Below are 12,993 nucleotides of genomic sequence, written 5' to 3'. Positions count from 1 at the left end.
TCCGTCAGACTTCCGTCGGATGTGCGATCGTCGCGTCCTGTTCCGCTTCGATGCGCGCCGCGTTGGCTTCGGCTTCCGCTTCCGACAGGAGCTGGCCTTCCCATTTCGCGACCACCGCGCTCGCGATCGAGTTGCCCACCGCATTGGTGGCCGAGCGGCCCATGTCGAGGAACGTGTCGACGCCGAGAATCAGCAGCAGCCCGGCCTCCGGAAGCCCGAACTGGTGCAGCGTGGCCGCGATCACGACGAGCGAGGCACGCGGCACGCCGGCCATCCCCTTCGACGTGAGCATCAGGACCAGCAGCATCGTGATCTGCGTGCCGAGCGACAGGTGCATGTTGTATGCCTGCGCGATGAACAGCGACGCGAACGTGCAGTACATCATCGACCCGTCGAGGTTGAACGAATAGCCCATCGGCATCACGAAGCTCGAGATCTTGCGCTTTACGCCGAAACGGTCGAGCGCATCGAGGATCTTCGGGTACGCGGCTTCGGAGCTGGCCGTCGCGAACGACAGCATGAACGCTTCCTTGATCAGCGCGAGCAGCTTGAACACGCGAGGGCCGAGGAACACCAGCCCGGCACACACGAGCAATGCCCAGAGCAGGAACAGGCTGAGGTAGAAGTCGCCCATGAACACCGCGAACTTCAGCAGTACCGACAGCCCGTTGACCGCGACGGTGGCGGCCATCGCGGCCATCACCGCGAGCGGCGCGAGCTTCATCACGTAGCCGGTGATCTTGAGCATCACGTGCGACAGCTGGTCGATCGCGGCGATGAGGATCTTGCCGCGTTCGCCGAGCGCGGCGAGCGCGACGCCGAAGAACATCGAGAACACGACGATCTGCAGGATTTCGTTGTTCGCCATCGCCTCGGCGAACGACCTCGGCACCATGTGGCCGACGAAATCCTTCAGCGTGAACTTGGACGTCGCGAGGTTCGCGGATGCGCCGATGTCCGGCAGCGGCAAGCCGAGATTGTCGCCGGGCCGCAGCAGGTTCGCCATCAGCAGGCCGAGCAGCAGCGAGACCAGCGACGCGGTGATGAACCAGCTGATCGATTTCGCGAACACGCGTCCGACCGAGGCCGCGTCGCCCATGTGCGCGATGCCGACGACCAGCGTGGAGAAGACGAGCGGCCCGATCACCATCTTGATCAGGCGCAGGAACACGTCGGAGACGAGCGAGATGTACCCGGCGACTTCGGCGGCGGCCTTCTTGTCCGGAAAGCTCGTGAAGACCATGTAGCCGATCGCGATGCCTGCCGCCATCGCGATCAGGATCCAGACGGCTGCAGCATTCTTTTTTCGCATCGTAAGCCTCCCATGCAGCGGTTTCGCAATCGGGGATGGGAGGACGATACAGGACCAGAATGGCGATGAACAGTGCAACCGGGTCCGGGTTTGCGCTAGCGATGGCGATTGCGCCGGTGGCGCTTCGTGCCTGCGCGCCGGCGCAACCGGATGCTGATTGGTGCGGCGCAGCACATCGCCTGCTCGATGGCCGCCGAGTGGCAGTGACCGGCGCCGCGTCATTCGCCCATGTCCTAATCATGCGCCCGCGGATCCAGCAGGCTCGTGCTGAAATCGCACGCCTGCGCCGCGAGCCCGACGATTTCGGCGGTCAACGAATGGGCGCGTTCGGCGCGATGCAGCGCGACGTAGCGAACCGGCGGCAGTGCCGGCTGCGTGCGCACGATCTCCAGCGCGTCGCAAGCGACGAGATGCGCGACGCACGCCTTCGGCAGATAGCTGATTCCCAGGCCCGACAGCGTGAGGCCGATCTGCGCGAGCAGGCTGTTGCTCGACAGCACGCGCTGAGTCCCGACGCCGTGTTCCTGCAGAAAGCGCGTGTACAGGTGCCCGGTGCCCGACAGGTTCCCCTGCAGGATCAGCGGAAACCGCGCGAGGTCCGTCAACGAAAGGGCGGCCCGGGACGTCGGCACGAATCCGGCCGCGCACATCCACGCGTTGTCGACCTCGCCGACCGCCGTCGCCGTGAACGCGTCCGTCGCATGAATCTGCGGGACCACGATCAGATCGATCGTGTCGGCCGCGAGCCGGTCGCGCAGCGTCGCGGTCAGGTCCACCTCGGCCTCCACGTGCACGCGCGGATACGCGGCCTGGATCGCCGCGATCAGGCGCGGCAGCCACGTCAGCGCGGTCAGTTCGGTCACGCCGATCCGGACATGCCGCACCAGCGCCTCCTTCGAACTCATCCGCTCGACCACGCGGTCGCGCTGCTCGAGCAATGCCTTCGCATGGTCGAACAGCTCCGCGCCCTTGTCGGTGAGCCGCGCGCTGCGATGCGCGCGATCGAACACGGTCAGGTCGAACGCGCGTTCGAGCTCCTGGATCCGCTTCGAGACGGCCGACTGCGTCGTGTTGAGGCGCGTCGCGGCCGCGTCGAACGAGCCGAGCTGCACGATCCAGTACAGCGCTTCCATCTGCTTGAACGTCAGCATCGCGTGTCACTCGATAGATGAATAAAAGCGATATGTTCTCATGTCTAAAAATCGCTTTTTTTACATATTTCGGCTGTTTAAGGTGCTCCCGTTGCGTCGCCTTGGCGAGTGCGTTCACCAGAAAACGCACCGCATCGCACCCATCGTTCAATCGAACCCCCATTTTTGGAGATTGCATGGACACCGTCATCGACTCCCCGCCCGTCGCCGGCGCGGCCCGCAAGCCGCGCGTCGGGCTCGCGTGGCAGATCGTCATCGGCCTCGTCATCGGCATCGCGACCGGGCTCGTGCTGAACCGGTTTCCGCAATTGCGCGACACGGCCGTGTCCGGGTTGCTGCAGCCGGCCGGCGACATCTTCATCAAGCTGGTGCGGATGATCGTCGTGCCGATCGTGTTCACGAGCATGGTGATCGGCATCGCCGGCGTCGGCGACGGCAAGTCGCTCGGCCGCCTCGGCATCAAGACGCTGCTCTATTTCGAGGTGATCACGACGATCGCGATCGTGCTCGGGCTCGTGATCGGCAACGTGCTGCAGCCCGGCGTCGGCACCGACATGTCGCAACTCGGGCACACCGACATTTCCCGTTACCAGCAGGCCACGCAACAGGTGCAGCAGGCGCACCACGGGCTGATGGCGCTGGTGCTCGGCATCATCCCGGACAACATCGTCGCGTCGATGGCGAAGGGCGACCTGCTGCCGGTGATCTTTTTCTCGCTGCTGTTCGGGCTCGGGCTGCAGTCGGTGCCGGAAGAACATCGCAAGCCGGTGCTCGCGATGCTCAAGGGCGTCGCCGATGCGATGTTCAAGGTGACGAACATGGTGATGCGCTATGCGCCGGTCGGCGTGTGCGCGCTGATCGCGGTGACCGTCGCGAGCTTCGGCTTCGGATCGCTGCTGCCGCTGCTGAAGCTGGTCGCCGTCACTTACTTCGCCATCCTGCTGTTCGCGATCGCCGTGCTCGGCGTGACCGCGCGGCTGTTCGGGTTCCGCCTCCTGACGCTGCTGCGCGTGATCAAGGACGAGCTGATCATCGCGTTCTCGACCTGCAGCTCGGCGACCGTGCTGCCGCAACTGATGAAGAAGATGGAGGACTACGGCGTGCCGAAGAGCATCACGACGTTCGTGGTGCCGACCGGCTACACGTTCAATCTCGACGGCGCATCGATCTATCTCGGCATCGGCACGCTGTTCGTCGCGCAGCTCTATGGCGTGCACCTCGGCTGGCAGCAGCAGGTGCTGCTGACGCTGACCATGGTCGTCACGTCGAAGGGCGCGGCGGGTGTGCCGGGCTTCATGTTCGTGATCATGCTCGCGACGCTCGCGAGCGCGGGATTGCCGCTCGAAGGGCTCGCGTTCATTGCCGGCGTCGACCGGATCATGGACATGGGCCGCACCGCGCTGAACGTCGTCGGCAACGCCCTCGCGCCGCTCGTCATCGCGAAATGGGAAGGCCGGTACGACGCGGAAAAGGGCCGCGCGTACGTCGAATCGCTGCGCGGCTGACTGGCGCCATGCACGCATTGCACAACATTCCGAAGCAAACAGGAGCATCGAAGATGAGCAGTTCCCGTGGGGCACTTTTTCCCGACGCGTTGATGCAGCAGATCAAGTCGCGCTTTCATCACGTCGATCGCGACGTCGACGGCCGGGAGCGGCTGTTCTTCGACAACGCGGGCGGGTCGTTCCGGTTGAAGGCGGCAGTGGACGCGTACGCACGGGTCGATGCGCTGCCCGACTGCCCGGAGCGCATCCACGCGCGCGCGCTCGATCTGCAGGCGATCCAGTCGCGCGGCGAGGACGACGTTCGCACGATCCTGAACGCGCAGGGCGGCACCGTGTATGCGTCGCTGACCGCATCGGGCGCGATGTTCGACATGGTGCGCGCGATCATGGAGAACGTGCCGGGCACCAATGCGGTGACGACCGTGCTCGAGCATCCGTCGTCCTACGACGCGATGACGTATTACGCGGAACGGACCGGCAAGACGCTGCGCATCGCGCCGAGCAACCCGGAGACCGGCGGCGTGGACGTCGATGCGATCGTGTCGCTGGTGGACGCGGATACCGCGCTGCTCAGCGTGATGTTCGCATCGAATATCTCCGGCGCGAAATTCGACATCGAGACGATCGTCGCGCGTGCGCGCGAGAAGAAACCCGATCTGTTCATCGTCGTCGACGCGGTCCAGCATGCGCCGCACGGGATCATCGACCTGCAGCGCACGCCGGTCGACGGGATCAACTTCGCGCCGTACAAGTTCTTCGGATGCCGCGGCTCGGGCATGTCGTGGCTGTCGCCGCGTGCGGCCGCGTTGCCGCATCACCGGCTCGCCGCGAAGGAGAGCGGCGTATGGGAACTCGGCAGCCCGGCGCCCGCGCAGTTTGCGGTCGTGTCGGCGATCGTCGATTACGTGGCCTGGATCGGCCGGTATTTCATCGATTCGGACGACCGGCGCACGCTGTTCGTCGAGGGCATGCACCGGATCGAACTGCATGAACGCGCACTGCTCGCCGCGTTGCTCGACGGTTTGCGCGCGATCGACGGCGTCGACGTCTACTGGGATCACGACGACCTGACGAAGCGCGACCTGATCGTCGGGATCGGCTTCGCGCATCTCGAACCGACGCAGGCGGTGCGGGAATACGAGAAGCACGGTGTGATCGTCTATGAGCGCGTCGCATCGAGCCTGTATTCGGGCCGGATGCTGAAATCGTTCGGGCTCGCCGGCGCGGTGCGGATCTCGCCGCTCCATTGTCACGCGCCGGACGATATCGCGCGATTCCTCGCGATCACCGAAGCGCTCGCGGCGCACCGCTGATCGACGACCCGGCCCGGATCATCCGGGCCGTGTCGCGTCCGGCGCGACTTTTCGATCAGGCTGCCGGCGCGACCGATGCGCCCGTGATGCCGTGCCGGCGCAGCGAATCGGCGACGAAGCCCGACGCCTTCATGTCCTCGACGAATGCGGCCAGTTCCGCGGCGGCCGCGTCGCCGCGACTCTTCGACACGCCCATCGCCTGCCGGATCACCATGAAGCGCTCGTCGAGCAGGCGCAGGCCGGGCGTTTTCGCGGCGTCGGCTTCGAGCTGCTGCTTCACGCCGGCCGCCACTTCCAGCTGCTGCTCGACGAACGTCGACACGACGGCCTGCGACGTCGGGGCGCGCACGATCTGCGCGGCCTTCAGTTCGCGGGTGAGGAACAGGTCGTACGCGCTGCCCTTGCCGACGGTCACGCGATTGTGCGGCTGGTCGACGTCCGCGTTGGTGCGGATCGGCGAGGCGTCCGGCACGAGATAGAAGCCTTCGATCAGCACGTACGGCGCGGTGAACGCGACCGTTTCGCCGCGCAGCGGATCGATCGCGAAGAAGCCGAAATCGGCGCGCTCGTCGGTCAGCGCCTGCACCGATTTGCCGGCAGCGTCGAACACCACGAGTTCCAGGTCGGCCGACAGGCGCTCGGCGAATGCACGGGCGAGGTCGATCGATACGCCGAACGGTTCGCCCGTTGCCGGGTCGCGGTTCGCGAGGATCGGGTTGCCGAGGTTGATCGATGCGCGGAGCTTGCCGGTGGGGGTGAAGGCGGAGACGACAGCGGGAGCGATGGGCATGAGCGGACTCGTGGGCGGCGTGGGGTCGGTAGGGTGACGGGATGCGCGACAGCGCGTCGATGTCGAGCTTATCACCCGGGCGTTGGGTGGAGCGTGTCGCGGGGCGTGCCGGCGCCGAAACGTCGCGCCGGCGCGCGGCCCCGTGGTCGGCCGCTGCACCCTGTCCGGAGCCGCATGACGGCCCCGCTATGCGTTCCGGCTCCGGTCGGCAGCGAGATGCGCGGACGGTTCGACCGCAATCGCGATTTTTCCGCGAATGCCGTTGTCGGGGCGCTCCAGCCGGGCATGGGCGAGCGGAATATCGGCAAGCGAATAGACGGCGCCGACGTGCGGCCGCAGCTGGCCGCGCTCGACCAACGCGCTCAACTCGTCGAGCTTGCCGCGGTTTTGCCGCGTGAAGACGAAGTGATAACTCGCGTTCTTGCCCCACGCGTGAAGGAGGTTTTGCGGCTGCGCGATGTCCACGATCGTGACGACGCGGCCAAGCTGGGCGAGTGCGTCGGGGCTGCGCGACAACGTGTTGCCGCCGATGGTGTCGAACACGACATCGACGCCGCGGCCGCCCGTTTCCCGCATGATCGCGTCGACGTAGTCCTCGTGCTGGTAGTCGATGACCCCATCGGCGCCCAGGCTTCGTGCGAACGCGAAGTTGGCTTCGCGCACGGTCGTGAACACCCTGGCGCCGATCGCTTTGGCGAGCTGGATCGCCACGTGGCCGACGCCGCCCGCGCCGCCGTGCACCAGAATGCTTTCCCCCACCCTGAGCGCCGCCCGCACGACCAGGGCTTCCCACGCCGTTCCGCCCACCAGCGTCAGGCTGGCCGCCTCGAGATGGCTCAGCGACGCGGGCTTCTTCCCGACGATGCGTTCGGCCGCGACGTGGTACTCGGCATAACTGCCGGGCCCGTCGAAGATTTGCGGGGTGTACCAGACTTCGTCTCCCGGCGAGAAACTCGTCACGCCCGGCCCGACTGCTTCGACCACGCCGGACACGTCATGCCCGGTGATGGCGGGCAGCGGCACCAGGTCCGGATAGTCGCCCCGTCGGACCTGGTAATCCAGCGGATTGATCGAGGTCGCATGTACCCGGACCAGGACTTGTCCCGCATGCGGCACGGGCGTGGGCACATCGCACAGTTCGAACGCATCCGGACCGCCAAATGACTTGAGTCGCATTGCTTTCATTGCATGTCCTCGTTTCGATAAAAAGGGATATCGGGAATTATCGATATATTGGGGTAAAAAATTACAGCTCCGTGCCGATGCTCTCGGCCAGCGCACGGATGGCCGCTTCGTTGCGCTTGTAGTACGTCCACTGGCCGATGCGCCGGACTTCGACCAGGCCGGCGCGTTGCAGCGTCGCAAGATAATCGGACACCGTCGACTGCGACAGCCCGACGCCTTCCTGAATGCTGCTGACGCAGACGCCCACCGTGTGAACGTCCCCTTCGTCCTGCGGCGGGAAGTGCTTCTCGGGATCCTTCAAACCCCGCAGGATTTCGAGGCGTGTCCGGTTCGAGAGGGCTTTGAAGATGTCGAGCAATTCCATGGCGTGATCATATCGACATTTACCGATATGTCAATACGACCGCTGGCCGCCTCTGCGTGACACGCCGGACGCACCGATTGATGCATGCAATGCAGATATAAGCTGCAATTTGTGCGACTGGTGCTCCGCATTCGCGTAATTAAACTACGCTGACACCACACCGGGAGATCACGATGGTACGTACGGTCAGCATCCATGAAGCGGGCGGGCCCCAGGTATTGCGTATCGAACAGGCTGCCGTGCAACAGCCGGGGCCGGGAGAAGTCTGGCTGGAGCAGGCGGCGATTGGCGTGAATCCGCTGGACGTCAGTCAACGGACTGGTGCCGTCCGGATCGCGTTGCCGTCAGGTCTGGGTCTCGAAGGGGCGGGCCAGGTCGCCGCGATCGGTCCGGGCGTGACCGCGGTCAAGGTCGGCGACCGGGTCGGGTATGCGACCGGTCCGCTCGGTGCGTACGCGACGGGCCGCCTCTATCCTGCCAACCGGCTCGTGAAGCTGCCGGATGACCTGAGCTTCGACGAAGCGGCGGCCGTGCTCTTCAAGGGCATCACGGCTCAATACCTGCTGAAGACGACCTATCCTGTCGGGTCGAACTCGAACGTGCTGCTTTACGGCGCAGCGGGTGCGTTGGGGCAGATCATGGTGCCGTGGGCGAAGGGGCTCGGTGCCTTCGTGATCGGCGTCGTTTCGCGGCAGGAGAGTGTCGAGCGCGCGAAGGCGGCGGGTTGCGACGAGGTGATCGTGTTCGATCCGGCCACGCTGGCCGGCCGGGTGGCCGACGTGACGAACGGCAAAAAGGTCGATGTCGTCTACGATCCCGTCGGTCGCGTGTCGTTCGACGCGTCGCTGGACAGCCTCCGGCCCCGCGGGTTGCTGGTGTCGTTCGGGATGACGTCCGGCGCGCCGCCTGCCGTCGAAGTCGGTGTGCTCAATGCGAAGGGCTCACTGTTCCTGACGCGGCCGTCGCTCGCCGCGCACACGGCGACGCCCGACGAATATCAGGAGCGGGCGCAGGAGGTCCTGCGGGCGATCGCCGACGGTATCATCCAGCCGCGCGTCTGGCGTCGCTATCCGTTGGCCGACGTGGCCGATGCGCATACCGATCTCGAGCACGGCCGATCGCAAGGCGCGATCGTGCTCACGCCCTGAGCGGGCCGCCACGTGCCTGTTCGCCCGGGTCGCCGCCGGACACAGTGTGCTACTGATTTTGCGAGGCCCGAAAGCGGCATGGATTTTCTCGATAGTCGACAGGCGGATGAGCGGGCAACGCTGCTGGCGCTGTGGGAGCATGGCTCGTTTGCCGCGGCCGGGCGCGCGTTGCAACGTCATCCGACCGTGCTCTCGAAGCGGCTCAGCGCGTTGGAGCACCGTCTGGGCATACGTTTGATCGAACGCACCACGAGGCAACTGCGCTTTACCGCCGAAGGAGAGCGCCTCGTCACGCGCCTGCGTCATGCGCTTGGCCTGATTGCCGAGGCCGAGCAGGACGCGGCGCAAGGCGCGGCCCAGGTCAGGGGGCGTCTGCGGATCGCGTTGCCGGCGGCGATGGGGCGCATCTGGCTGAGCGCGATCGTGTCGGAATTCGCGATGGCTTATCCGGGCGTCGTGCTGGACGTCGAATATTCGGAGCGTTTCGTCGACATCGTCGCAGAGGGTTTCGACGCGGCGATCCGGATCGGCGAGCTGTCGGACAGTCGACTGATTGCCAGGAAGCTGTGCGATCACCACCGCATCCTGGCCGCCGCGCCTGCGTATCTGGAGCGGCATGGAACGCCGACAGCGCCCGCCGATCTGGCCGCGCACAATTGCCTCGGCTTTACGGGACTGCACACGTACCCGGAGTGGAAGCTGACGCGGGGCGGCGAGCAACACGCGATCAAGGCACGTTGCGGCATGGTCAGCAACGACAACGAGGCGCTTTTGTCGGCGGCGCGTCTCGGGCTGGGGATTCTCGCGGGCGGCGACTGGCTGATGATGAAGGACATCGACGCCGGCAAGTTGACGAGAGTATTGCCGGATTGGCAGCTGGGTGACGCCGCGGGCGTCTATCTGGTTCGTCCGTCGGCGAAGTACAGCGCTGCGACGACAACCGCATTCAAACAGTGGATCGAGGCGGCGTTTTCGCAGGGCGCACCGTGGCGACGGGGCGGCGCGCGATAGAGCCGGAGACGGTCCACTCGCTAGCGCCGATGGCGCAGTGCGTCGACGATCAGCGACAGGGCCGGCGACGCATCGAGGCGCGCATGTCGGTAGCCGTTGCCGGATTGCATGTGGTCAAGGTCAGACATGCTCGCGAAGGTAACGGATGCATTTCATTCGCAGGCTCGACCGATCCGCCAGGGCGTCCGGCGAAGCGGGCGTCGGGGCCGGTTCGGCATTCGCGAGCGGTTCCGCGAATGCGGCGCTGTCGGCCGGGCGGGCCAATTTCGCGATCTGAAGCGAAGCGTGGCCTATCCAGACGCGATCGCGCCACTCGCATTTCGCGCGATGGATAACCAGCCACGCTTGCAGCGATTCGACGAGCTGGAAGGGTGAAAGCCACTCGCGCGTCTGCCTGCGGGTGACGAGTTGCATGACAACGAGGAAGTAGAGCAAATCTACGTACTTGGTCCGGCCGCGCATAGTCCGTCTTGTGAGGGTCGATACTTGCGATTGCGCCGGTGTCGGCTCACCCCTTAACGCTGAGCGCCTTCTCGATCGCAGCAATCAGTTTGAACGCATCGCTCCGCCCGATCAGCAACCCGCGGCTGGTGTACTCGCACCCGAATGCATAGAAGCTCGGCAGCAGTGTCACCATGTCGCTCTGTTGATCGAAATCGACTTCGCATTTCGTCAGGGGGAAGAACGGAGGCGCCTCGGCCGGCATGTTGTGCACGATGTTCTCCTAGTACATTTTGCGGGGCGGCAACATGCGCTTTGCCCTCAGGCGCTGTCTGGAAACGGCGCTGGCCTTTTTCCGCTTGCGTTCCGTCGTGGGCTTCTCGTAGCCGGTGCGACTGCGCAACTCGCGAATCAGCCCGGTTTTCTCGATGTCGCGTCGGAATCGCCGCAGCGCGACATCGATCGGTTCGTTGAGCTTCAGCGTAATTGTCGTCATGTAGATCCTGTCGGAAAGGTTTGAACGGAAAGCTAGCCGAGCCGTGTCATGACGGCGCTTGCTATCTCGTCGGATTCGAATTCCGAATATCCTGCTCCGATCGATAACGCACGTACCGCGATGAACATGTGCAGCTCTGGTTGGTGGCACATCGCTGAATCGGCGATTCCGGCGGGGACGACAGTATCGAGCCGGGTCACTTCATGTCGTCTGATCAAGCCGAGCAGTTCGTCGATGATCATTTCGCCCTCCAAAATGCCGAAAATGGGTGTTGCCCTGACGAGCCGCTTCAGCTCGGGCTGGAAAAGAACCCCTGCTTGTCGCGATTGTCGTCGATGATGTTCTCGGCATAGCGCACCGACGCACGACGGGCGTCACCGGCGTTGTCGAATGGGGATGCGTCGCCCAATCTGAAAGTCTGACTCTGCGTCAGCGTATCGGTGCTGCCGCGAAGGCAAATCTTGACTGCCGCGTCGAACCCGGCGTCGTAGTTATGCGGGCAGCCATTCAGCGCCGGCACGTGAGGGTAAATCAGTGGATAAATCTCGAATCCACGGTAGACGTGCATGCTCATGAGAAACTCCTGGCGTTCGGCCATGACGAGTCACATGGGCGAACACATCCGGCCAGTATTCCCGTTTGGGGGGGGCGGGCCAGTGGGTGAAGGGGACAACGTTGCAGCGCGAAGGAGGGGCGATGCAGCAAGCGGGCGGGTGGAGGGCGAACGGTCAAAGGACGGCTGATCGCTCGGATGAACCCATCATACGCGCATCGTTTGTTGAACGTCCAATTTATTCCGGGACGCACCGCACATGGTGCGACAGGCGTGTGGCCAGATCGCGGACACGGTGCCGGCGCGTGCATCCCGATCCGTACGCGGCGACCGTCATGCCGTCACACCGTTTCCAGTGTCACGCGGAATCTGCTGTCGGGAAGGACTTCATCGAGCACATCGCCCGGTTCCACGCGCGTTATTGCGCAGCAAGCGGGCGTTTCTTCGCGCGCGATTTCGTGTCGGCGGGCGGCTGGGGCGGCACCCAGTTCAATGCGGTGCCCAGCTTCGGCAGGGTGATGGCTTGCTTGGCACGCGGGGGCGGCTTGTTGCCGCGAGGCTGGCTTCGGGTCATGCGGGTTCTCCTGCTATGCCACTTGCGCGGTTCGGTGAGCACGATGCGCGGCGATCGCGCTCGTGCGATTGAACGTGCGCGCGGCGACCGATGTTCGGGTATCGGCATACGCACAGGGTCGATGGCCGGATGCGAAGCGGACGGCCGCGCCTGCGTCGAGTCGCATTGCCTGCGACCGAGGGCGTGGCACGTGAAGCGGCAGCGATGTGCCGCTCCGTGAACGGGACTGACGGTTCAGCGATTACAGCGGGGTAATGTTCGATGCCTGCAGGCCTTTGGGGCCGTTCTTCGTTTCGAAGCTGACTTTCTGACCTTCCGCGAGGGTCTTGAAGCCGTCGCTGCGAATCTCGGAGAAGTGGGCGAACAGATCGTCGCCGCCGCTATCGGGGGTGATGAAGCCGAAGCCTTTGCTGTCGTTGAACCACTTGACGGTACCGGTATCCATGTTAGATCTCCTGAAAATGAACGAGCGAATGTGCCCCGAATGGACGAGGAAAAAAGAATCAAGGAGGGAGAGGACAACGAATACCGCAGGCTGCGGTCGATGATGAGCAGCAATCGCGCTTCTTGAATACTTCTGCGGCCGACAGTACGCGTCGCCAGGAAATGTGTCAAGCGCTTTCGGCCCTGGGGGCAGAACGCGTGAAGCTTCTTCGGTCGGCGCCGATCGCTTGCCGGCATGCACGTCGCGCCGTGCGATGCGAGGCTCCGGCGGCGACGTCAGAGGGTCGTCAGCAACTGCAGCTGACGTTCGGTCTCGTTTCCCGCGACCAACGAAAAGAACCCGGTCTCGCGACGTTCGACTACCGTGAGCCCCTCGCTGTCGGAGAAGACGTTCCACGCGCTGTCGTCGACATGTGCGATCGCTCCGCGCGTGCGCGCGAATGCCAGCAATAGCGGACTCGCCTGGCGGCGGAGCACTTGACGATCCGAATTCAACACATAGGGCGGCCAGCCGGCCCGAAGGACGAGATAGTAAGGAATGGAGCCGGGATCGATTGTCATTGGTTGGGGCGGTTTCATGTGCGGGCCTGCGTTTGCCGTCCAGCTGCATTCAGAGCGGTGTCGGGAAAGGCGTGCGATGGATCGACGGGAGTTCGCCGTGGCGTGCTTACAGTTTATGCGTTGAACCGCTCGATTCGCAGGATAT

Annotated in this window: 17 protein-coding genes; 4 read left to right on the top strand and 13 right to left on the bottom strand. The window is 64.5% G+C overall.

What is annotated here, in order from left to right; genetic code table 11:
• Positions 1–4: 4 nt before the first annotated feature.
• Together HWX03_RS06125 and HWX03_RS06120 are read right to left on the bottom strand one after the other, a co-directional pair.
• A complete protein-coding gene (locus HWX03_RS06125) occupies positions 5–1,312 on the bottom strand; it encodes a dicarboxylate/amino acid:cation symporter (RefSeq protein ID WP_175820959.1) in 1,308 nt (435 codons plus the stop codon).
• Between the two features lie 233 nt (positions 1,313–1,545).
• Positions 1,546–2,463: a LysR family transcriptional regulator gene (locus tag HWX03_RS06120; protein ID WP_175870673.1), complete on the bottom strand. Its 918-nt coding sequence runs from the start codon at positions 2,461–2,463 to the stop codon at positions 1,546–1,548.
• 176 nt (positions 2,464–2,639) lie between these two features.
• On the opposite strand from HWX03_RS06120, the gene gltP reads away from it, so the two are divergent.
• A complete protein-coding gene (gltP, locus tag HWX03_RS06115; RefSeq protein WP_175820961.1) occupies positions 2,640–3,968 on the top strand; it encodes a glutamate/aspartate:proton symporter GltP in 1,329 nt (442 codons plus the stop codon).
• A 53-nt stretch (positions 3,969–4,021) separates the two neighbouring features.
• Positions 4,022–5,281 carry an aminotransferase class V-fold PLP-dependent enzyme gene (locus HWX03_RS06110; RefSeq protein WP_175870672.1) on the top strand — a complete coding sequence of 420 codons (1,260 nt, stop codon included), beginning with the start codon at positions 4,022–4,024 and terminating at the stop codon, positions 5,279–5,281.
• Between the two features lie 55 nt (positions 5,282–5,336).
• Here HWX03_RS06110 and HWX03_RS06105 read toward each other — a convergent pair whose 3' ends face one another.
• The 3 genes from HWX03_RS06105 to HWX03_RS06095 form a co-directional block, all read right to left on the bottom strand.
• The gene (locus HWX03_RS06105; protein ID WP_175870671.1) at positions 5,337–6,071 is read right to left on the bottom strand and encodes an ABC transporter substrate-binding protein; all 735 of its coding nucleotides are present in this window, start codon (positions 6,069–6,071) and stop codon (positions 5,337–5,339) included.
• A gap of 186 nt (positions 6,072–6,257) precedes the next feature.
• Positions 6,258–7,256 carry a zinc-dependent alcohol dehydrogenase family protein gene (locus tag HWX03_RS06100; RefSeq protein WP_175870670.1) on the bottom strand — a complete coding sequence of 333 codons (999 nt, stop codon included), beginning with the start codon at positions 7,254–7,256 and terminating at the stop codon, positions 6,258–6,260.
• Between the two features lie 61 nt (positions 7,257–7,317).
• Complete coding sequence (locus tag HWX03_RS06095) at positions 7,318–7,620, bottom strand: metalloregulator ArsR/SmtB family transcription factor (protein WP_175820965.1); 303 nt, start codon at positions 7,618–7,620, stop codon at positions 7,318–7,320.
• A 173-nt stretch (positions 7,621–7,793) separates the two neighbouring features.
• On the opposite strand from HWX03_RS06095, the gene HWX03_RS06090 reads away from it, so the two are divergent.
• Positions 7,794–8,768, top strand: a complete 975-nt coding sequence (locus tag HWX03_RS06090; RefSeq protein WP_175870669.1) for a quinone oxidoreductase — start codon at positions 7,794–7,796, stop codon at positions 8,766–8,768.
• 78 nt (positions 8,769–8,846) lie between these two features.
• A complete protein-coding gene (locus HWX03_RS06085) occupies positions 8,847–9,779 on the top strand; it encodes a LysR family transcriptional regulator (protein ID WP_174432601.1) in 933 nt (310 codons plus the stop codon).
• A 120-nt stretch (positions 9,780–9,899) separates the two neighbouring features.
• Here HWX03_RS06085 and HWX03_RS06080 read toward each other — a convergent pair whose 3' ends face one another.
• From HWX03_RS06080 to HWX03_RS06045, 8 genes are all read right to left on the bottom strand, one after another.
• Positions 9,900–10,214, bottom strand: a complete 315-nt coding sequence (locus HWX03_RS06080) for a hypothetical protein (protein ID WP_174432600.1) — start codon at positions 10,212–10,214, stop codon at positions 9,900–9,902.
• A gap of 73 nt (positions 10,215–10,287) precedes the next feature.
• Positions 10,288–10,494 (bottom strand): hypothetical protein, encoded by a 207-nt coding sequence (locus HWX03_RS06075; RefSeq protein WP_174386755.1) that lies wholly within the window; start codon positions 10,492–10,494, stop codon positions 10,288–10,290.
• A gap of 9 nt (positions 10,495–10,503) precedes the next feature.
• Positions 10,504–10,716 carry a 30S ribosomal protein S21 gene (rpsU, locus tag HWX03_RS06070; RefSeq protein ID WP_174432599.1) on the bottom strand — a complete coding sequence of 71 codons (213 nt, stop codon included), beginning with the start codon at positions 10,714–10,716 and terminating at the stop codon, positions 10,504–10,506.
• Positions 10,717–10,748: 32 nt separating this feature from the next.
• Positions 10,749–10,958: a hypothetical protein gene (locus HWX03_RS06065; RefSeq protein ID WP_175870668.1), complete on the bottom strand. Its 210-nt coding sequence runs from the start codon at positions 10,956–10,958 to the stop codon at positions 10,749–10,751.
• 47 nt (positions 10,959–11,005) lie between these two features.
• Complete coding sequence (locus HWX03_RS06060) at positions 11,006–11,290, bottom strand: hypothetical protein (RefSeq protein WP_174386758.1); 285 nt, start codon at positions 11,288–11,290, stop codon at positions 11,006–11,008.
• 397 nt (positions 11,291–11,687) lie between these two features.
• Positions 11,688–11,843, bottom strand: a complete 156-nt coding sequence (locus tag HWX03_RS06055) for a hypothetical protein (RefSeq protein ID WP_174432596.1) — start codon at positions 11,841–11,843, stop codon at positions 11,688–11,690.
• A 241-nt stretch (positions 11,844–12,084) separates the two neighbouring features.
• Positions 12,085–12,288: a cold-shock protein gene (locus tag HWX03_RS06050; protein WP_174386760.1), complete on the bottom strand. Its 204-nt coding sequence runs from the start codon at positions 12,286–12,288 to the stop codon at positions 12,085–12,087.
• A 275-nt stretch (positions 12,289–12,563) separates the two neighbouring features.
• The gene (locus tag HWX03_RS06045; RefSeq protein ID WP_244107235.1) at positions 12,564–12,866 is read right to left on the bottom strand and encodes a hypothetical protein; all 303 of its coding nucleotides are present in this window, start codon (positions 12,864–12,866) and stop codon (positions 12,564–12,566) included.
• Positions 12,867–12,993 lie beyond the last annotated feature (127 nt).

Source organism: Burkholderia sp. BCC0397, assembly GCF_902832865.1.
In the GTDB taxonomy this organism is placed as follows: domain Bacteria; phylum Pseudomonadota; class Gammaproteobacteria; order Burkholderiales; family Burkholderiaceae; genus Burkholderia.
This window is presented reverse-complemented; position numbering and strand designations above follow the sequence as displayed.